This window comes from Azospirillum sp. ST 5-10 (genome assembly GCF_051225715.1).
Taxonomy (GTDB): Bacteria; Pseudomonadota; Alphaproteobacteria; order Azospirillales; family Azospirillaceae; genus Azospirillum.
Genome location: NZ_JBPJSP010000001.1, coordinates 325935 through 343593, shown reverse-complemented (window position 1 = coordinate 343593; position 17659 = coordinate 325935). Strand labels below are relative to the sequence as shown.

Sequence of the window (17659 nt, the reverse complement as noted above, 5' to 3'; positions counted from 1 at the left end):
ATGACCCGACGCGTCTTCTTCCATGTCCAGCACCTCCTGGGGATCGGCCACGACCGCCGCGCCGCGGCGATCACCCGGGCCCTGATCGAGGCCGGGCTGCACGTGACCGTCGCCCGCGGCGGCCACCCCGTGCCCGGCGTCGACTACGGGGCGGCGGAGATCGTCCAGCTTCCCGCCGCCCGCGCCGCCGACGCGACGTTCAAGGTGCTGCTCGACGCCGACGGCCGTCCCCTCGACGACGCCTGGCGCGCCGCCCGCGCCGCCGCGGCGCGGGCGGCGTTCGAGCGCGCCCGGCCCGACCTGCTGCTGGTGGAGTCCTTTCCCTTCGCCCGCCGCGCCTTCCGCTTCGAGCTGCTGCCCCTGTTCGCCGCCGCCCGCCAGCGCGGCCTGCCGACCGCCGTGTCGGTGCGCGACATCCTGGTCGCCAAGCGCAAGCCCGAGCGGGTGGCCGAGGTGGTCGACACCGTGACCGCCTTCGTCGACCACGTGCTGGTCCACGGCGACCCCGACCTGATCCCCTTCGCCGCCACCTTCCCCGCCGCCGACCGCATCGCGGGGCGCATCCGCTACACCGGCTACGTCGCCAACCCGCCGTCGGCGTCCTTCGGCCAAGGTGACGGCGACGGCGACGACGGCCGCGACGAGGTGCTGGTGTCGGTGGGCGGCGGCGCCGTCGGCCTGCCCCTGCTGCGCGCCGCCCTGGAGGCGCGCCCCCGCTCGCCGGCCGCCGGCGCCGTCTGGCGCCTGCTGGCCGGTCCCGACGTGCCGGCGGACGCGCTCGCCGCGCTGGCGGCGGCGGCGCCGGCCGGCGTGGTGGTGGAACGCGCGCGCCCCGATTTCCCGGCCTTGCTGCGCCGCTGCCGCCTGTCGGTCAGCCAGGCCGGCTACAACACGGTGCTCGACCTGCTGCAGGCCGGCTGCCGCGCCGTCGTCGTCCCCTTCGCCGCCGGCGCGGAGACCGAACAGGCCCTGCGCGCCGGGCTGCTGGCCGACCGCGGCCGCCTCACCGTGGTCGAGGAGGCGACGCTCTCCCCCGCCACCCTCGCCGCCGGCGTCGCCCGTGCCCTCGCCCTGCCGCCGCCCCCTCCCCTGCCGCTGCGCCTGGACGGGGCGGCGCAGACGGCCCGCCTGCTGGCCGAACGGCTCGCGGCCGGCCGGCCCGGGCGGTGAGGAGGCCGGCGGGCCCGGCCGCCACGTCCCGAAACTTCTTTGAATGTTCGGCAAACGTGCGTCATTCTGACATACGGCCGTGCGATGGAGTGCCGGTCAAGCGCCGACGAGTTCCATGACCGCCGTCCTTTCCACCGCCCCCTGCGCAAACCCTCTGCATCACGCCTGGTCCGTGCTGCGGGCCGAACTCGACGAGTGGGCGGCCGACGGGCGCACCGCCACCTTCTGGTGGCGGGACGACGACGCCACCGCGGCCACGCCGGCGCTGCAGCGGCTGCGCGCCCTGAGCCGGGACGCCGACGTGCCGCTGGCGCTCGCCGTCGTTCCCGCGGCGGCGGTGCCGGACCTGGCGGCGGCGCTGGCCGACTGGCCGGAGGCGGTGGCGATCCAGCACGGCTGGGCCCACGTCAACCACGCCGGGCCGGCGGAGAAGAAGTGCGAGCTGGGGGCGGGCCGGCCGGCCGGGACGGTGCTGGCCGAGCTGGCCGAGGGGCGGCGGCGGCTGGCCGCGCTGTTCGGCGCCGCCTTCCTGCCGGTGCTGGCGCCGCCGTGGAACCGCATCGCCCCGGCCGTCGCCGCCCGCCTGCCCGAGGCGGGGCTGGCCGGCCTCTCCACCTTCACGGCGCGTGCCGCCGCCGGCGACGGCGTGCCGCGGGTCAACACCCACGTCGACCCGGTGGACTGGCGGGGCGGCGGCGGCTTCGTCGGCGACGCCCCGGCCCTGCGCGCCGCGGTGGCGCACCTGGCGGCGCGGCGCACCGGCGCCGCCGACCCCGACGAGCCGACCGGCCTTCTGACCCACCATCTGGTCATGGACGCCGCCACCTGGGACTTCGCGGCGCGCTTCCTCGCCGAGACGTCCGCCCACCCGGCCGGCCGCTGGCTGCACCCGCGCGCCCTCTTCGGGGCGCCGGGATGAGCATGGACGCGCTGCGTTATCCCGCCGGCAGCCTCTACGGCGACTACGCCCGGGCCGGCGCCGGGCTGGCGATGACGGCGCTGCCGCTGGCGCTGCTGGAGGTCAGCCGCTGGCTGGCGGTGCCGCTGGGCGCGGCGGCGCTGCTGTTCGCCCTGTTCGCGGCGCGCACCGCCCAGCGCCAGCTCACCCGGGTGTCCGTCGACGGCGCCGGCGTGCGGGCCGACGGGCCGCTCGGCGGCGCGGTGCGCTGGGACGCCCTGGCGCGGCTGCGCCTGCGCTTCTACGCCACCCGCCGCGACCGCTCCCAAGGCTGGATGCAGCTGACCCTGGCCGGCGGCGGCGGCCGGGTGCGGGTGGAATCCTCGCTGGACGGCTTCGGCGCGCTGGCCGCCCGCGCCGCCGCCGCCGCCCGCCGCAACGGGGTGGCGCTCGACGCCGCCACCGTCGACAATCTCTTGGCGCTCGGCATCGATCCCGAGCGGACGGAGGACCGAGCGTGACCGCCGACCTGCTGCGCGTCGAGGACCTGAAGGTCGAGTTCCACGTGCCGGAAGGGGTGGTCCGGGCGGTGCGCGGGGTGTCGTTCCGCGTGCGGCCCGGCTCGACGGTCGCCCTGGTCGGCGAGTCCGGGTCGGGCAAGTCGGTGGTTTCCCAGGCCATCCTGCGCATCCTGCCCCGCCCGGCCCGCATCGCCGGCGGCCGCATCCTGCTGAACGATCCGGACGGGGCCGGCCGGCTCGACCTCGCCGCTGTGCCCGCCGAGGGCCGGACCATGCGCGCGGTGCGCGGCGGGCGCATCTCCATCATCTTCCAGGAGCCGATGACCTCGCTGTCGCCGCTGCACACCATCGGCGACCAGATCGGCGAGGCGGTGCGGCTGCACCGCGGCGTCGGCCGGCGCGAGGCCCGCGCCGTCGCCGCCGACATGCTGGCCCGCGTCCGCTTCCCCGACCCGGCCCGCGCCCTCGACAGCTACCCGTTCGAGCTGTCGGGCGGCCTGCGCCAGCGCGCCATGATCGCCATGGCCCTGGTCTGCCGCCCGGCGCTGCTGATCGCCGACGAACCGACCACCGCGCTCGACGTCACCATCCAGGCGGAGATCCTGCTGCTGCTGAAGGAGCTGCAGGCGGAGCTCGGCATGGCGGTGCTGCTGATCACCCACGACCTCGGCGTGGTCGCCAACCTCGCCGACGAGGTGGTGGTCATGCACCGCGGCGCGGTGATGGAGTCCGGCACGCGCGGGGACCTGTTCGCCGACCCCCGCCATCCCTACCTCAAGGCGCTGCTGCGCGCGGTGCCGCGCTTCGGCATGGCGCCGGGCGAGCGGCTGGTGCCGGTGCGCGCGGCGGCGCCCGCCGCGGCCGGCGACGGCCGCCGCCTGCTCGACGGGCTCGGCGAGCCCTGGCCGGCCGACGGCGACGCCGCCGGCCCGCTGCTGGCGGTGGACGGCATCGCCAAGCGCTACGGCGCCCGCAAGGCCGGCTGGTTCGGCGCCAAGCCGTCGGCCGGGGCGCTGGCCGTCGACGACGTCGGCTTCGCGGTGCGGCGCGGCGAGTGCCTCGGGCTGGTCGGCGAGTCCGGCTGCGGCAAGACCACCCTCCTGAAGATCCTGATGGGGGCGCTGCGGCCCGACGCCGGCACCGTGCGCTTCAACGACCGCGGCCGCATGGTCGACGTCCCCTGCCTCGAGGGCCCGGCGCTGGAGCGCTTCCGCCGCAAGGTGCAGTTCGTCTTCCAGGACCCGTTCGGCTCGCTGAACCCGCGCATGACCGTGTTCGACATCCTGGCCGAGCCGCTGCTGATCCACCGCATCGGCGACGCCGCCGAGCGGGCGGAGCGGGTCAAGGAGCTGATGGCGCTGGTCGGCCTCGACCCCCGCTTCCTCAAGCGCTACCCCCACAGCTTCTCCGGCGGCCAGCGCCAGCGCATCGGCATCGCCCGCGCCCTCGCCCTGCGCCCGGACCTGCTGCTGCTGGACGAGCCGGTGTCGGCACTGGACGTGTCGATCCAGGCGCAGGTGCTGAACCTGCTGAAGGACCTCAAGGAGAAGCTCGGCCTCACCTACCTGTTCGTCAGCCACAACCTCGCCGTCGTCGACTACATGGCCGACCGCATCCTGGTGATGTGCCGCGGCCGCATCGTCGAGACCGCACCGCGCGCCGCGCTCTTCCGCAACCCGGTCCATCCCTACACCCGCGCCCTGCTGGCCGCCGTGCCCGAGCCCGACCCGACCCGGCCGCTGGCGCTCGCGGCGCTGCGCGAGGGCACCGCCTCCGACCCCACGGCCTGGCCCGCCCCCTTCACCGTCGACACCGCCCACCGGCCGCACCTGGTCGACCTCGGCAACGGCCACCACGTGCGCGCCGCCGCCGACGCCGCCTCGATCGCGGAGGTGGCGTGATGCGCCGCCTCGATCATCGACGCGGCGTGATGCGCCGCCTCGCCCTGGCCCTGCTCGTCCTGCTGGCCTACGGCGCCCCGGCGGCGGCCGACTACGTCGAGACGCCGGTGCTGGCCGACCAGGTGACCGTCGGCCTGCTGCCGCCGGTGGCCGAGCGGCTGCCGGAGGAGCCCTCCGTGGTGACGATGGACCGGCCCTGGCAGGCGCCCGGGCGCCACGGCGGCGACCTGCGCCTGCTGATGGCGCGGGCCAAGGACACGCGGATCATCTACGTCTACAGCTACGCCCGCCTCGTCGCCTACACCCCCGACCTGACCATCGTCCCCGACATCCTGGAGCGCTTCGAGGTGGAGGAGGGCCGCGTCTTCACCCTCCACCTGCGCAAGGGGCACCGCTGGTCCGACGGCCATCCCTTCACCACGGAGGACTTCCGCTACTGGTGGGAGGACATGGCGCAGAACGACAAGCGCTACCCGCTGGGGCCGCCGGCCGAGCTGATGGTGGAAGGCCGGCCGCCGGTGGTGGAGATCCTCGACGAGTCCACCGTCCGCTACTCCTGGGAGCGGCCGAACCCCTTCTTCCTGCCCATGCTGGCCGGCGCCAAGCCGGTGGAGATCTACGCGCCGGCCCATTACCTCAAGCGCTTCCACCCGCGCTACACCGACGCCAAGACCCTGGCCGACCGGGTCGCCGAGGCGAAGCAGAAGAACTGGCAGCAGCTCCACAACCGCAAGGACGATCTGACCGAGTTCAACAATCCCGACCTGCCGACCCTGCAGCCCTGGGTGCCGACGACGGCGCCGCCGGCCGACCGCTTCGTCTTCGTCCGCAACCCCTATTTCCACCGGGTCGACGCGGCGGGCCGGCAGCTTCCCTACATCGACCGGGTGGTGATGAGCGTGGCCGACGGCAAGATCATCCCGGCCAAGACCGGAGCGGGCGAAAGCGACCTGCAGGCCCGCTACCTGCGCTTCGACAACTACACCTTCCTGAAGCAGGGGGAGAAGCGCAACGGCTACCGGGTCCATCTCTGGCGCAGCGGCACCGGCGCGCAGATGGCGCTCTATCCCAACCTCAACGCCCGGGATCCGGTGTGGCGCGCGGTGATGCGCGACGTCCGCTTCCGCCGCGCCCTGTCGCTCGCCGTCAACCGGGACGAGCTGAACCAGGTGATCTATTTCGGCCTCGCCCAGCCCTCCAACAACACGGTGCTGCCGGAATCGCCGCTGTGGCGGCCGGAGTACCAGCAGCGCTGGGCGGACTTCGACCTGAAGAAGGCGAACGCGCTGCTCGACGCGATGGGCCTGGAGAAGCGCAACCTGAACGACACCCGCCTGCTGCCCGACGGCCGCCCCATGGAGATCGTCGTCGAGACCGCCGGCGAGAGCACCGAGGAGACCGACGCCCTGGAGCTGGTCGCCGACTCCTGGCGCCGCCTCGGCATCCTGCTGTTCACCCGCCCCTCGCAGCTCGACGTCTTCCGCAACCGCATCTTCGCCGGCGAGACCCTGATGGCGATCGCCCACGGCGTCGACAACGCCATCCCGACGCCGCAGATGAGCCCGGCCGAGTTCGTGCCGCGCGCCCAGACCCAGTACCAGTGGCCGGCCTGGGGCCAGTACCACGAGACCAAGGGCCAGAACGGCGAGCCTCCGGACCTGCCCGCCGCCAAGGAGCTGGAGGACGCCTTCGCCGCCTGGCGCGACGCCGTCGATCCCGCCGTGAAGGCCGAGGCCTGGCACCGCATCCTGGAGATCAACGCCGACCAGGTCTTCACCATCGGCCTGGTGTCGGGCGTGCCGCAGCCGGTGGTGGTCGCCGACGGGCTGCGCAACGTGCCGGAGGACGGCCTCTACAACTACGACCCCGGCGCCCATTTCGGCATCTACCGGCCCGACAGCTTCTGGTTCGAGGGCAGAGAATGAGCGCCGGTCGGGAAGCCGAGTGGCCACGTGGTCCCTTGCGGAGGAGCGCACCATGCTCGGCTACCTGACGCACCGCGTCCTGGTGATGATCCCCACGCTGCTCGCCATCAGCGTCATCACCTTCGTCATCATCCAGCTGCCGCCGGGCGACTACCTGTCGACGCTGGTGATGGAGATGCAGAGCCGCGGCGAGACCGTCGACCAGGGGCGGCTGGCCATGCTGCGCGCCACCTACGGCCTGGACCGGCCGATGATCGAGCAGTACGCGCTGTGGGTCGTCGGCATGCTGCGCGGCGACTTCGGCTACTCCTTCGAGTACGAGCTGCCGGTGTCGCAGGTGGTGGGCGACCGGCTGTGGCTGACCGCCGTCGTCTCCTTCGCCACCATCCTGTTCATCTGGGCCGTCTCCTTTCCCATCGCCATCTACTCCGCCACCCACCAGTACAGCGCCGGCGACTACGCCCTCACCTTCCTCGGCTTCCTCGGGCTGGCGACGCCCAGCTTCCTGCTGGCGCTGGTGCTGCTCTACCTCGCCAACGTGTGGTTCGGCACCTCCATCGGCGGGCTGATGGACCCGCGCTACCTCGACGCCCCGTGGACCGCGGAGAAGGTGCTGAGCGTGCTGGAGCACCTGTGGATCCCGGTGATCGTCATCGGCACCGCCGGCACCGCGGCGATGATCCGCCGCCTGCGCGCCAACCTGCTGGACGAGCTGCACAAGCCCTACGTCGTCACCGCCCACGCCAAGGGCCTGTCGCCCGGCCGCGTGCTGTGGAAGTACCCGCTGCGCATGGCGCTGAACCCCTTCATCTCCGACATCGGCAACCTGCTGCCGCAGGTGGTCTCCGGCGCCGCCATCGTCTCGGTGGTGATGTCGCTGCCGACCACCGGGCCGATGCTGCTGCAGGCCCTGCGCAGCCAGGACATGTATCTCGCCGGCTCGTTCCTGATGTTCCTCGCCGTGCTGACGGTGGTCGGCGTCTTCGTCTCCGACCTGGCGCTGGCGGCGCTCGACCCGCGCATCCGCCTCGGCGCGGGGGCCGGCAAATGAGCGACGCCCCCCTGCCCCACACCGTCTCCACCGCCCCCTGGAGCCCGGAGGTCGAGGAGCGGCTGACCCCGGAACAGGAGCGCTACTTCCTCGCCTCGCAGTGGCGGATGATGTGGTGGAAGCTGAAGCGCCACCGCCTCGCCGTGCTGTCCGGGGCGGTGCTGCTGCTGCTCTACGCCTCGACCCTGGTCAGCGAGATGCTGGCCCCCTACGCCGTCGACAGCCGCCACACCCGCTTCATCCACGCCCCGCCCCAGGCGGTCCACCTGTTCCACGAGGGGCGCTTCGTCGGCCCCTTCGTCTACGGCTTCGACTACCGCCTCGACATGGAGACGCTGACCCGCGTCTACACCCCCGATCCCGCCGACGTGCAGCCCATCCGCTTCTTCTGCCGCGGCGACCCGTACGCGTTCTGGGGCCTGTTCGAGGCCGACCTGCACCTCGCCTGCCCGGCCGCCGGCGGCACCCTGTTCCTGCTCGGCACCGACCGGCTGGGCCGCGACATGCTGAGCCGCATCGTCTACGGCACCCGCATCTCGCTGACGGTGGGGCTGTTCGGCATCGCCATCTCCTTCGTGCTCGGCATCGCCATCGGCGGCGTGGCGGGCTACTACGGCGGCTGGGTCGACAACGTGATCCAGCGCGCCATCGAGATCATCCGCTCCTTTCCCGAGCTGCCGCTGTGGATGGCCCTGTCGGCCGCCCTGCCGGTCACCTGGAATCCCATCTTCATCTATTTCGGCATCACGGTGATCCTCGGCCTGCTCGACTGGACCGGGCTGGCCCGGGCGGTGCGCTCCAAGCTGCTGGCGCTGCGCGAGGAGGACTACTGCACCGCCGCCCAGCTGATGGGCGCCTCGCCCGCCCGCATCATCCGCCGCCACCTGCTGCCCGGCTTCACCAGCCACCTCATCGCCTCGGCCACCCTGTCGATCCCCGGCATGATCCTCGGCGAGACGGCCCTGTCGTTCCTCGGCCTCGGCCTGCGCCCGCCCATCACCAGTTGGGGCGTGCTGCTGGCGGAGGCGCAGAACATCAACGTGGTCGCCCTCTACCCCTGGCTGATGCTGCCGGTGGTGCCGGTGATCGTCACCGTGCTGGCCTTCAACTTCCTGGGCGACGGCCTGCGCGACGCGGCGGATCCCTACCGGTAGGCCCTACCGCACCGTCCAGGTGCGCGGCGGGCCGGTGTCGATGTGGACGTGGTCGCTGCCGGGATAGTAGGCGTAGCCGCCGCGCCGCAGCTCCGCCGCGGCGGCCGCGACCCGCCGGCCGGGAACCCCGGGGATGCGGATGTCGGCGGCGCGGGCGGTGACGTGGTAGCTGTTCTCGGCGACGTGCCCGTTGGCGCGCGCCAGCGAGGCGTTGGTGATCGGCGAGCGGTAGCCCGAGGTGAGGTGGATCGGCGTGTCCGGCGGCAGGCCCAGGCGGTCGCGCACCGCCACGATGGTCTCGATCAGCGCCGGGTCGACCGGCAGGAAGTCGCCGGCGCGGCGGTCGCGGAACAGCAGCCCGATCTCGAACAGCGCCTTGGACTCGTAACCGCCGGGACGCCAGTAGGTCACCGCCACCGATTCGCCGCTCTCGGGATGGACCAGCACGATCGACCGCGGCGTGTCCGGCCCGGCGTCCGGGTTCGGACCGGTCGCGCAGCCGGCCAGCGTTCCTGTCGCCAGCACGCCGCACATCAGGGCACGTCGGGAAAGCCGCATGCTCACCTCCAGGTTCGTCACCCGGTTGCACGCGTTTTCCATATCATAGGCAGGACAGCGCTTTACAGGCGGAAGTTAGCAAAGCGCTGGAACGCGCCCGATGTTTGCCACAACCCTGTCACGCTTCTGCCACAGGGGCGAGCACCACCAGCTCGACGTCGCCCTCGACCCCGGCCACCCGGCACAGCGCCGCCGGCCCGCGCGGATCGCCGCCGCGGTGGCCCTGGACGGCGGCGAGGCGGCAGGCCTCGGCGCTGGCGACGGCGCGGCTGCCCGCCACCTTGTTGTGGGACTCCAGCTTGGCGGCGAGGTTCACGGCGTCGCCGATCACGGTGTATTCCAGCCGGTCGGCGTCGCCGACGGCGCCGAAGATCACCCGGCCGGTGGCGACGGCGGCGTTGACGTCCGGCGTGGCGAGGCCGCGGGCGCGGCGTTCGGCGGCCCAGGCGTCGGCCTCGGCGAGCAGCGCGTCGACGGCGGCGAGCGCGTCGGCGGCGTGGGTGGCGCTGGGGACCACGGCGCCGAAGCTGGCGAGGATGCCGTCGCCCATGAACTTGTCGATGCTGCCGCCGTGGCCGACGATCGCCGGCACCATGCGCGCCTGGTACTCGGTGAGGAGGGCGATGACCGACGCCGGGTCCATGCCGGCGGTCAGCCGGGTGAAACCGCGCAGATCGACCGTGAGGATGGCGGCGTCGCGCGCCTCGCCCTGGCCGGCCGCCACCGGCTGCTCGGCGCCGGTGATGCGGGCGGCGATCTCCGGGGCGAAGAAGCGGCTGAGCTGGCGCGCCGCCGCCTCCTCGGCCACCGCGCGCTCGAGGAGGCGGCGGCCGCGCGCCAGCGCCACCGCCAGCACCAGGGTCACCATCAGGATGGTGACGATCTTGTCGAACTCGGCGCCCAGCAGGATGCGGTTGCCGGTGAGGTAGGCGACGTAGTCGCGCGTCACCATGCCGTCGCCGGCGGCGACCGCGTAGACCACCATGGCGCCCCAGCCGGCGGCGGCGGCCAGCCCGGTGGTCAGCACGTAGGCCGGGTCGAAGCGCAGGGCCCGCAGCGCCACGAAGATGAAGACGTAGAGCAGGGTCGGCGCCTTGAGATAGAAGCTCGGCGGCTGCCCGTACTGGACGTGGAAGCTCCAGATCAGCCCCATCAGCAGGCCGACGTCGACCCCCGTCGACAGCAGCAGGAACCACGGCGGCAGGCGCCGCCGGTAGGCCAGGACCAGGCGCAGCACGGTGAACAGGAGATAGGCGGCGAGCGCGATCGGCACCGGCTCGAACATCGCCATGGTGCGGTCGAAGGCCTTGGGCGCCACGGCGTAGAGGGTGCCGAAGGTGACGACGACGCCGAGCTGCACCCAGCCGATCAGGATCTCGCTGCGCTCCTCCTGCTCGCGCACGGCCGCCCGCACCCGCTCGGGCAGAGGCGCCGGCGGCACGGCGGGCAGGGACGGACGGAGCAGGGACAGGCGCATGGCGGAGCCTTTCGCGGGCGGAAACGCGTCACCCCATTCTACGTCGGTCGCGCCGCCGCCGCGCCTTCACGAACGATCAACGCGCCGCGAGGTCCCAGCCGGCCAGCGGCGGCGCCGTCTTGCGCAGCCACAGGCTGGACTCCCGGGCCCCCGCCGGCAGCGGCAGCGCGCCGGCGGCCGAGGCGGCGACCGCCGCCGCCATGCGGGTGGCGGCGTAGTGGCTGGCCCACAGCGGCGCGAAGCCGCCGCCGGCCAGCAGCGCCGCCACCGCCTGTTGCTCGTTGTAGCCACGCCACGCCCAGTCCGCGGGGTAGTCGTCGGGCAGGAAGACGTCGTGCACGTGCAGCAGCACGCCCTCGGGCAGGGCCGGCAGGATGCGCGCCACCGCCACGTCGACGTCGGTGCCGGGCATCAGGATGTGCGAGGAATCGATGAACAGCACGTCGCCGGCGCGCAGCGCGGCGAACGGCTCCGCTCCCGCCCGGTGCAGCGGCACGGCGAGATGGCGGACGGCGAGCCCGGCCAGCCGGGCGCGCGGCTGCGGGTCGATGCAGGTGACCTCGGCCTCGACGCCCTCGTCGGCCAGCGCGCGCGCCAGGAAGCGGGTGGAATGGCCGGAGCCCACCTCGACGATGCGGGCCGGCCGGTGGCGCCGCACCAGCGCGTAGGCGGCGGCGCCGTCGAGGCGGGGAAACCAGTCCTGCCGCCAGCGCGGCGCCGGCGGTGCCGTGCCGTCGAAGGCGGCGAGCGCCGCGGCCAAGCGGTCGATGTCCGCCAGCACCGCGAGGAACGCCGGCTCGCAGCGCCGCAGCAGCGCCTCGAAGGGGGCGTAGACGGGCACCGCACCGGCCGGCGGCAGGGTGGCGGCGTGGCGGTAGGGAATGAAGAAGCCGCGGCGCGCCAGCCCGAACAGGGTGGCGAGGCCGAGGGGAAGACGGTGCGCCCGGCTCATCGCGCTCCCTTCACAGCACCAGCTCCATGCCTTCCGCCGCCACCAAGGTGCCGGGGCGCAGCGCCTGCGCCGCCGCGGCGATGGCGTCGAGCGCCGCGTCGTCGCGGGTCGGGTCGTGATGGAAGATGACGGCCCGGCCGACCCCGGCGGCGTCGGCCACGCGCAGGCACTCCTGCCAGGTGGAATGGCCCCAGCCGACGTGGCGCGGGTATTCCTGGTCGGTGTAGGTGCTGTCGTAGATCATCACGTCGGCGCCGCGCACCAGCTCCAGCACCGCCGGGTCGCGTCCCCCGGCCAGGTGCTCGGTGTCGGTGACGAAGCACAGGCTGCGCCCGGCGAACTCGATCCGGTAGCCGACGGCGCCGTTGGGGTGGTTGAGCGGCGCGGTGCGGACGCGGACGTCCGGCACCGGCTCCAGCACGGCGCCGCACTCGAACTCGTGGAACGTGCAGTCGGCGCGGAAGATGTCCACCGGCACCGGGTAGTAGGGGGCCGACATGATGTCGCAGACGACGGAGCGGGTGGTGTGCTCGGGCGGCAGGTGGCCGCTCCACACCCGCAGGCGGCTCGCCGGGTTGAAGGCCGGCGCGAAGAAGGGCAGGCCGCAGATGTGGTCGAAGTGGCTGTGGCTGAGGAACAGGTCGAGGTCGGCCGGCCCGGCGCGCTCCAGCGCCAGGCCGAGGGCGCGCAGCCCGGTGCCGGCGTCGAACACCAGGAGCGCCCCGCCGCAGCGGACCTCCAGGCAGGCGGTGTTGCCGCCGTAGCGCACGGTGTCCGGGCCGGGCGAGGCGATGCTGCCGCGCACGCCCCAGAAACGGGCCGTGAAGCTCCGGCTCGGGCCGCCGGGCGGGAAAGGGGCGTTCGAAACGGCGGCGTCCGTCATGGTTCCGGCATGTTGCCGGGGCGATGCCGGCGAAGTCGAGCGAAAAGCTGGGCCTTAAGAGCGCCACACTGAGAGCGTCATACGTGCACGATCCCGCGACCGTCTGCAATTCCAGACTGTTCCGCTCAACATGTAGGGATGCCGAAAGGCATAACATGTGGTAGGGTCGGCGCGCGCTTTCCCACCACCGCGGACCGCGGGCGCCGGACTCGAACGACGCATGGACCCAAACAAGCTCGCCAAGGTTCTCGCCATGGCCGAATCGGAGCACCAGGGCGAGGCGCTGTCCGCCCTGCGTGCCGCCCGGATCATGCTCGCCCGCGCCGGCCTGACCTTCCGCGATCTCGCCACCGCCGCCCAGGCCCCCGCCGACGCCCGTCCCGCCCGGGCGGCGGAGCCGGCGCAGCCGCCGGTCAAGCCGCCGCCGCCGGACCAGATGGTGCTCGGCCTGCGCCGCCAGGTTTCGGACCTGGAGAAGGAGGTCACGGCGCTGAAGCGCCAGCTCGACCAGGCGGTGGGAGAGGCGGAGAAGCAGCGCGACGAGACCGAGCGCTGGAAGGTCCTGGCGCGCCAGACCGCGGAGAAGCTGTGGGACGTCGGCAAGGCCCTGGAACGCCGGGCCAGCCGCCACACGCCGCTGCAGAAGCGCCGCGCCATTCTCGACCATCTGCAGGATCCCGGCAGCGCGCCGCTGTCCGACCAGGAGATCGCCCGGCGCGTCGGCACCTCGCCGCAGGTGGTGGCGCACTGGCGCCGCCGCCTCGCCATCGTCGGGCGCAAGCTGCGGCTGCTGCCGGTGGCGCCGCGCGGGCGCGGCCTGTGGCGCCCGCACGGCCCGCGCGCCGGCGCCCTGCCCGCCGGCGGGCCGGACGGGCCGCGGCGGCGCTGGCCCGGCGGGTCGCTGGCCGTCACCATCGCCGATGGCTGGGGCGCCGACGGCCGGGGCGCCAACGGTTCGGGCGCCAACCGGCGGGGCGGCGGTCAGGGCACCAGGCGGTAGCCGCCGGGCTCGGTCACGAGGATCTCGGCGTTGGAGGGGTCCCGCTCGATCTTCTGGCGCAGCCGGTAGACGTGGGTCTCCAGCGTGTGCGTCGTCACCCCGGCGTTGTAACCCCACACCTCGCCCAGCAGCACCTCGCGGCCGATGACCTTGCCGCCGGCGCGGTAGAGGAACTTGAGGATCGCCGTCTCCTTCTCGGTCAGGCGGATCTTGCGGTGCGTCGCCTCGTCCACCAGCAGCTTGGAGGCCGGGCGGAAGGAGTAGGGGCCGATGGCGAAGACCGCGTCCTCGCTCTGCTCGAACTGGCGGAGCTGGGCGCGCAGGCGGGCCAGCAGGACGCCCAGGCGGAACGGCTTGACGATGTAGTCGTTGGCCCCGGAATCCAGGCCGAGGATGGTGTCGGCGTCGGTGCCGGCGGCGGTCAGCATGATGATCGGGCAGCGCACCCCCTCGCGCCGCATCAGCCGGCACAGGTCGCGTCCGTCCATGTCGGGCAGCCCGACGTCGAGCAGCACCGCCGAGAAGGCGCCGGCGCGCGCCGCCTCCAGCCCCGCCGCCCCGCTGGCGGCCTCGGCGGTCTCGAACTCCTCGTGGAGCTGCAGCTGCTCCGCCAGCGACTGCCGCAGCGGCTCGTCGTCGTCCACCAGGAGGATGCGTTTCGCCGGAACCATGCGGAGCGCGTCTCTTCGTCGTGGAAAGGCGCGCGGATTCTATCACGGGACACCGCCCTTGTCGCCGCCCGCATGCCTGCCCGATGCGGTCGTTGCGCGAGTGGAACGGCCGTCAGCCGCGAACCACGGGGGTGAGCGCGCCGGCGAAGCGGTCGACGCCGTCGTCCCAGGTCGGCAGGCGGGACGCCACGCCGCGCGCCGCGGCCGCCAGACGCCGCCGGCGGTCCGGCTCGCCCAGCACCGCGCGCAGGGCGGCGGCGAGCGCGCCGGCATCGCCGGGCGGCACCGTCAGGCCGGCGCCGCCGGCCAGCAGCTCCGGCGCCGCGCCGACGGCGGTGGAGACGGCGGGCAGAGCGCGCGCCAGGGCCTCGGCCAGCGCCATGCCGTAGCCTTCGTGGTGGGAGGGCTGGACGAACAGGTCGGCGGCCGCGAAGGCGGCGGCGAGGTCCGCCTCGGCCACCGCGCCGCGCAGGGTCACCCGGTGCGCCAGCCCGGCGCGGGCCAGCGCGTCGCGCACGGCTCCGGCGTGCGCCGGGTCGCGCTCGAGGCTGCCCACCAGGGTGAGGTGCCAGGGCAGGTCGGTCAGCGCCGCCAGCGCCGCCACCAGCGTGAGATGCCCCTTGCGCGGCGTCACCATGCCGACCGCCAGCAGGGCCGGTGCCACGCCGCCGGAGCCCGCGGCGGCCGGCGCCGGATCGGTGCCGGGGGGCACCACGGCGACCACGTCCGCCGCCACCCCCATGGCGGCGAGGTCGGCGGCGGTGGCCCGGCTCGGCACCACGACCCGGCGGGCGCAGGCGAGCGCCGCCCCCTCCAGCCGCCGCAGCGCGGCGCGGCGCGTCCCGTCCAGGTCCGCCTCGCGCCACAGGGGATGGTGCACCAGCGCCGCCAGCCGCAGGCGCCGGCGCTCGCGCGCCATCGCCGCGGCGAGGCTGGGCAGCGCCAGCCCGTCGGCCAGCACGGCGGCGCCGTCGGGCAGGCCCGCCAGGGTCGCCGCGGCGGCCGCGACGGCCGGGCCGTCGGCCAGCGGGTGGCGGCCGGGCAGCGGGTGCACGGCGACGGTCCAGCCGCGCCGGCGCAGGCCTTCCACCATCCGGCGGTCGTAGCGGTAGCCGCCGGTGACCTGCTCCAGCGGGCCCGGCACCAGAAGGTGCAGCGCCGGCGCCGTCATCGCGCCAGGGCGCCCTCGTAGGCGGCCCAGGCCAGCGGCGACTCGTGCAAGGTCACCTTCAGCGACTCCACCGCCCGCCCGCCCTCGCCGAGCGCCCCGTCGGCGAGGCGGGCGGCGACGCGGCGGAAGATCTCGCCGCACAGGAACTCGGTGGTGGTGTTGCGCCCGCCGAACTCCGCCACCTCGTCCAGGTTGCGGTAGTCCAGCGGCTCCAGCACCGCCCGCAGCAGCCCGCGGGCGGCGCCGATGTCGACCAGCAGCCCATCGCCGTCGAGGGCGCCGCGGCGGAACTCCAGGTCGACCACGAAGGTCGCCCCGTGCACCCGCTGCGCCGGCCCGAAGAGCGCGCCCTTGAAGCTGTGGGCGATCATGATGTGGTCGCGCACCGTCAGGCTGTACATGCCGCGTGTCCTCCGCAGTGGCGGGACGCCGGCCCGGCGTCCCGTCGATCAGGTGTCCCGTCGGTCAGGTGTCCCGTCAGCCATAATGTATGGTGTGGCACAGCGCGTCGCCGGAACCGGCGGCGAGGCGGGGCATCAGGGCGGGCAGGTCGGCGAAGGGGCTGTCGCCGGTCAACAGCGAATCGAGGCGGCGGTCGGCGAGCAGCGCCAGCGCCAGCTCCAGACGCTCGCGGTGGCTGCGCCGGCCGCGCAGCGCCGGGGCGATGCTGCCCACCTGGCTCGACAGCAGCCGCAGCCGGCGCGGGTGGAAGGCGCCGCCCAAGGGCGCCGGCACCGGCCGGTCGCCGTACCAGCTCGCCTCGACCACCGTGGCCTCGAAGCCGGCCAGCCGCAGCGCCGTGGCGAGGCCCTCGGGCGTCCCGCTGGCGTGCACCACCAGGTCGCGGTCGCCCGCCGCCGCGTCGGGCCCGGCGAAGGCGACGCCGAGGTCCGCCGCCACCGCCGCCCGGGCCGGGTTGACGTCGACCAGCTGCACGGCGGCGCCGGGCAGGCGGGCGAGCAGCCAGGCCGCCAGGCAGCCGACCACGCCGCCGCCCACCACGGCGGCGCGCACGCCGAGCGGGGGCAGGGCGTCCCACAGCAGGTTGACCGCCGTCTCCAGGTTGGCCGCCAGGGTGGCGCGGCGCACCGGCACGCCGTCGGGCACGGGCAGCGCCGCCGCGGCCGGCACCCGGAAGCGGTCCTGGTGGGGGTGCAGGCAGAACACCGTGCGGCCGGCCAGCTCCGGCGGCCCCTCCTCGACGACGCCGACGAGGCTGTAGCCGTACTTCACCGGCCCGGGGAACTCCCCCTCCTGGAAGGGGCAGCGCATGAGGGCGTGCAGCTCGGCCGGCACGCCGCCGCGGAAGACCAGGCTCTCGGTGCCGCGGCTGACGGCGCTGGCGAGGGCGCGCACCCGCACCGGGCCGTCGCCCCAGGATGCCGGGCCGAGCGCGCCGCGGCCCGGCTCGCGCACCCAGAAGGCGGTGGGGGCCGGGTCACTCATGGAGGCGGCAGTCGAACAGCACGTCCGGCCCCAGCGCGAAGCGGCGGGCCGGCGGGCGCAGCGCCTCGTCCATCGCGGCGACGGCCGGCAGTGCGACGCCGCGGCGGCCGGCGCCGAGGAACAGCGGCGCCACGGTGACCTGCAGGCGGTCGAGGGCCCCGGCCTCCAGGAAGCGCGACACCGTGACCCCGCCGCCCTCGACGAACAGCAGGGGGAGCCCGCGCTCGGCCAGGGCGGCGCGCACGGCGCGCGGGCAGAGGCGGCCGTCGGCGGTGGCGGGCAGCCCGACCACCTCCGCCGCCCCGTGGCGCGGACCGCCCTGCGCCGCCGCGGCCGTGCACAGCAGCAGGGTCGGCGCCGCGTCGTCGGTGAACAGGGTCAGGGTCTCGGGCAGGCGGCGGCCGGGATCGACGACGACGCGCACGGGGTGGGCGCCGGCGCAGTGCCGCACGGTGAGCCGCGGGTCGTCGGCCGCGGCGGTGCCGGCGCCCACCAGCACGGCGTCGGCCAGCGCCCGCAGGCGGTGGTTGTGCACCACGTCCTCGTGGCCGGTGACCCACTGCGAGGCGCCGCCGGCGGTGGCCACGCAGCCGTCGAGGCTCTGCCCGAGGTGGGCCACGGCGTAGGGGCGGCCGGCCGCCGCGGCGACCAGCGGCAGGTAGAGGTCGCACAGCGCCGCCCCCTCGCTGCACAGCTCGACCGCCGACGACCAGCGGCCGTCGGCCGTGACCTGGAGCAGGCCGCCGTCGCCCGGCGCGGACGCGCCGCTCGTTGCGCCGCGCGCAACGGGGTCGATCGTTGCGCCGCGCGCAACGGAGCGGAGCGAGAGGACGGCTTGCCAGACCCGGTCCGGCGTGGGACGGTCGAAACTGTTCATGGCG

At 74.7% G+C, this 17659-nt stretch carries 17 protein-coding genes; 8 read left to right on the top strand and 9 right to left on the bottom strand.

Annotation, left to right across the window (positions count from 1 at the left end; genetic code table 11):
* The 7 genes from ACSBPG_RS01680 (at position 1) to ACSBPG_RS01650 (ending at position 8620) form a co-directional block, all read left to right on the top strand.
* Positions 1–1170: a glycosyltransferase family protein gene (locus ACSBPG_RS01680; protein ID WP_435535353.1), complete on the top strand. Its 1170-nt coding sequence runs from the start codon at positions 1–3 to the stop codon at positions 1168–1170.
* A gap of 115 nt (positions 1171–1285) precedes the next feature.
* Complete coding sequence (locus ACSBPG_RS01675) at positions 1286–2089, top strand: polysaccharide deacetylase family protein (RefSeq protein ID WP_435535352.1); 804 nt, start codon at positions 1286–1288, stop codon at positions 2087–2089.
* A gap of 2 nt (positions 2090–2091) precedes the next feature.
* Positions 2092–2589 carry a hypothetical protein gene (locus tag ACSBPG_RS01670; protein WP_435535351.1) on the top strand — a complete coding sequence of 166 codons (498 nt, stop codon included), beginning with the start codon at positions 2092–2094 and terminating at the stop codon, positions 2587–2589.
* A complete protein-coding gene (locus ACSBPG_RS01665; protein ID WP_435535350.1) occupies positions 2586–4490 on the top strand; it encodes an ABC transporter ATP-binding protein in 1905 nt (634 codons plus the stop codon). Before ACSBPG_RS01670 ends, ACSBPG_RS01665 begins: the two co-directional genes overlap by 4 nt.
* On the top strand, positions 4490–6415 hold the full coding sequence (locus ACSBPG_RS01660) for an ABC transporter substrate-binding protein (RefSeq protein ID WP_435535349.1): 1926 nt from the start codon (positions 4490–4492) through the stop codon (positions 6413–6415). Before ACSBPG_RS01665 ends, ACSBPG_RS01660 begins: the two co-directional genes overlap by 1 nt.
* Positions 6416–6434: 19 nt before the next feature.
* Positions 6435–7466: an ABC transporter permease gene (locus tag ACSBPG_RS01655; RefSeq protein ID WP_435535348.1), complete on the top strand. Its 1032-nt coding sequence runs from the start codon at positions 6435–6437 to the stop codon at positions 7464–7466.
* A complete protein-coding gene (locus ACSBPG_RS01650) occupies positions 7463–8620 on the top strand; it encodes an ABC transporter permease (RefSeq protein WP_435535347.1) in 1158 nt (385 codons plus the stop codon). Before ACSBPG_RS01655 ends, ACSBPG_RS01650 begins: the two co-directional genes overlap by 4 nt.
* A gap of 3 nt (positions 8621–8623) precedes the next feature.
* Here the strand turns inward: ACSBPG_RS01650 and ACSBPG_RS01645 are convergent, their stop codons facing one another.
* The 4 genes from ACSBPG_RS01645 to ACSBPG_RS01630 all read right to left on the bottom strand — a co-directional run bounded on the left by ACSBPG_RS01645 (position 8624) and on the right by ACSBPG_RS01630 (position 12490).
* Positions 8624–9178 carry a YcbK family protein gene (locus ACSBPG_RS01645; protein WP_435535346.1) on the bottom strand — a complete coding sequence of 185 codons (555 nt, stop codon included), beginning with the start codon at positions 9176–9178 and terminating at the stop codon, positions 8624–8626.
* Positions 9179–9296: 118 nt separating this feature from the next.
* Positions 9297–10655 (bottom strand): adenylate/guanylate cyclase domain-containing protein, encoded by a 1359-nt coding sequence (locus tag ACSBPG_RS01640; RefSeq protein WP_435535345.1) that lies wholly within the window; start codon positions 10653–10655, stop codon positions 9297–9299.
* 76 nt (positions 10656–10731) lie between these two features.
* Complete coding sequence (locus ACSBPG_RS01635; RefSeq protein WP_435535344.1) at positions 10732–11607, bottom strand: class I SAM-dependent methyltransferase; 876 nt, start codon at positions 11605–11607, stop codon at positions 10732–10734.
* A gap of 10 nt (positions 11608–11617) precedes the next feature.
* Positions 11618–12490 carry an MBL fold metallo-hydrolase gene (locus ACSBPG_RS01630; protein WP_435535343.1) on the bottom strand — a complete coding sequence of 291 codons (873 nt, stop codon included), beginning with the start codon at positions 12488–12490 and terminating at the stop codon, positions 11618–11620.
* Between the two features lie 220 nt (positions 12491–12710).
* Here ACSBPG_RS01630 and ACSBPG_RS01625 point away from each other — a divergent pair, with 220 nt between their 5' ends.
* Complete coding sequence (locus tag ACSBPG_RS01625; protein WP_435535342.1) at positions 12711–13490, top strand: hypothetical protein; 780 nt, start codon at positions 12711–12713, stop codon at positions 13488–13490.
* On the opposite strand, the gene ACSBPG_RS01620 is transcribed toward ACSBPG_RS01625, so the two are convergent.
* The 5 genes from ACSBPG_RS01620 to ACSBPG_RS01600 all read right to left on the bottom strand — a co-directional run bounded on the left by ACSBPG_RS01620 (position 13472) and on the right by ACSBPG_RS01600 (position 17655).
* Positions 13472–14161: a response regulator transcription factor gene (locus tag ACSBPG_RS01620; RefSeq protein ID WP_435535341.1), complete on the bottom strand. Its 690-nt coding sequence runs from the start codon at positions 14159–14161 to the stop codon at positions 13472–13474. The two genes, ACSBPG_RS01625 and ACSBPG_RS01620, sit on opposite strands and share 19 nt — an antisense overlap.
* 112 nt (positions 14162–14273) lie before the next feature.
* Positions 14274–15332 (bottom strand): glycosyltransferase, encoded by a 1059-nt coding sequence (locus tag ACSBPG_RS01615; protein WP_435535340.1) that lies wholly within the window; start codon positions 15330–15332, stop codon positions 14274–14276.
* Positions 15329–15733 carry a 6-pyruvoyl trahydropterin synthase family protein gene (locus ACSBPG_RS01610; RefSeq protein ID WP_435535339.1) on the bottom strand — a complete coding sequence of 135 codons (405 nt, stop codon included), beginning with the start codon at positions 15731–15733 and terminating at the stop codon, positions 15329–15331. The genes ACSBPG_RS01615 and ACSBPG_RS01610 overlap by 4 nt, the downstream gene beginning before the upstream one ends.
* Positions 15734–15809: 76 nt before the next feature.
* Entirely contained in the window at positions 15810–16778 is a 969-nt protein-coding gene (locus tag ACSBPG_RS01605; protein ID WP_435535338.1) for a zinc-dependent alcohol dehydrogenase, read from the bottom strand.
* Positions 16771–17655 (bottom strand): RibD family protein, encoded by an 885-nt coding sequence (locus tag ACSBPG_RS01600; protein WP_435535337.1) that lies wholly within the window; start codon positions 17653–17655, stop codon positions 16771–16773. The genes ACSBPG_RS01605 and ACSBPG_RS01600 overlap by 8 nt, the downstream gene beginning before the upstream one ends.
* Positions 17656–17659 lie beyond the last annotated feature (4 nt).

Bases quoted from the DNA above. Each gene is read 5' to 3' on its own strand.
- ACSBPG_RS01680 (WP_435535353.1), top strand. From the start codon at position 1: ATGACCCGACGCGTCTTCTTCCATGTCCAGCACCTCCTGGGGATCGGC.
- ACSBPG_RS01675 (WP_435535352.1), top strand. From the start codon at position 1,286: ATGACCGCCGTCCTTTCCACCGCCCCCTGCGCAAACCCTCTGCATCAC.
- ACSBPG_RS01670 (WP_435535351.1), top strand. From the start codon at position 2,092: ATGGACGCGCTGCGTTATCCCGCCGGCAGCCTCTACGGCGACTACGCC.
- ACSBPG_RS01660 (WP_435535349.1), top strand. From the start codon at position 4,490: ATGCGCCGCCTCGATCATCGACGCGGCGTGATGCGCCGCCTCGCCCTG.
- ACSBPG_RS01650 (WP_435535347.1), top strand. From the start codon at position 7,463: ATGAGCGACGCCCCCCTGCCCCACACCGTCTCCACCGCCCCCTGGAGC.
- ACSBPG_RS01645 (WP_435535346.1), bottom strand. From the start codon at position 9,178: ATGCGGCTTTCCCGACGTGCCCTGATGTGCGGCGTGCTGGCGACAGGA.
- ACSBPG_RS01640 (WP_435535345.1), bottom strand. From the start codon at position 10,655: ATGCGCCTGTCCCTGCTCCGTCCGTCCCTGCCCGCCGTGCCGCCGGCG.
- ACSBPG_RS01635 (WP_435535344.1), bottom strand. From the start codon at position 11,607: ATGAGCCGGGCGCACCGTCTTCCCCTCGGCCTCGCCACCCTGTTCGGG.
- ACSBPG_RS01630 (WP_435535343.1), bottom strand. From the start codon at position 12,490: ATGACGGACGCCGCCGTTTCGAACGCCCCTTTCCCGCCCGGCGGCCCG.
- ACSBPG_RS01625 (WP_435535342.1), top strand. From the start codon at position 12,711: ATGGACCCAAACAAGCTCGCCAAGGTTCTCGCCATGGCCGAATCGGAG.
- ACSBPG_RS01620 (WP_435535341.1), bottom strand. From the start codon at position 14,161: ATGGTTCCGGCGAAACGCATCCTCCTGGTGGACGACGACGAGCCGCTG.
- ACSBPG_RS01615 (WP_435535340.1), bottom strand. From the start codon at position 15,332: ATGACGGCGCCGGCGCTGCACCTTCTGGTGCCGGGCCCGCTGGAGCAG.
- ACSBPG_RS01610 (WP_435535339.1), bottom strand. From the start codon at position 15,733: ATGTACAGCCTGACGGTGCGCGACCACATCATGATCGCCCACAGCTTC.
- ACSBPG_RS01605 (WP_435535338.1), bottom strand. From the start codon at position 16,778: ATGAGTGACCCGGCCCCCACCGCCTTCTGGGTGCGCGAGCCGGGCCGC.
- ACSBPG_RS01600 (WP_435535337.1), bottom strand. From the start codon at position 17,655: ATGAACAGTTTCGACCGTCCCACGCCGGACCGGGTCTGGCAAGCCGTC.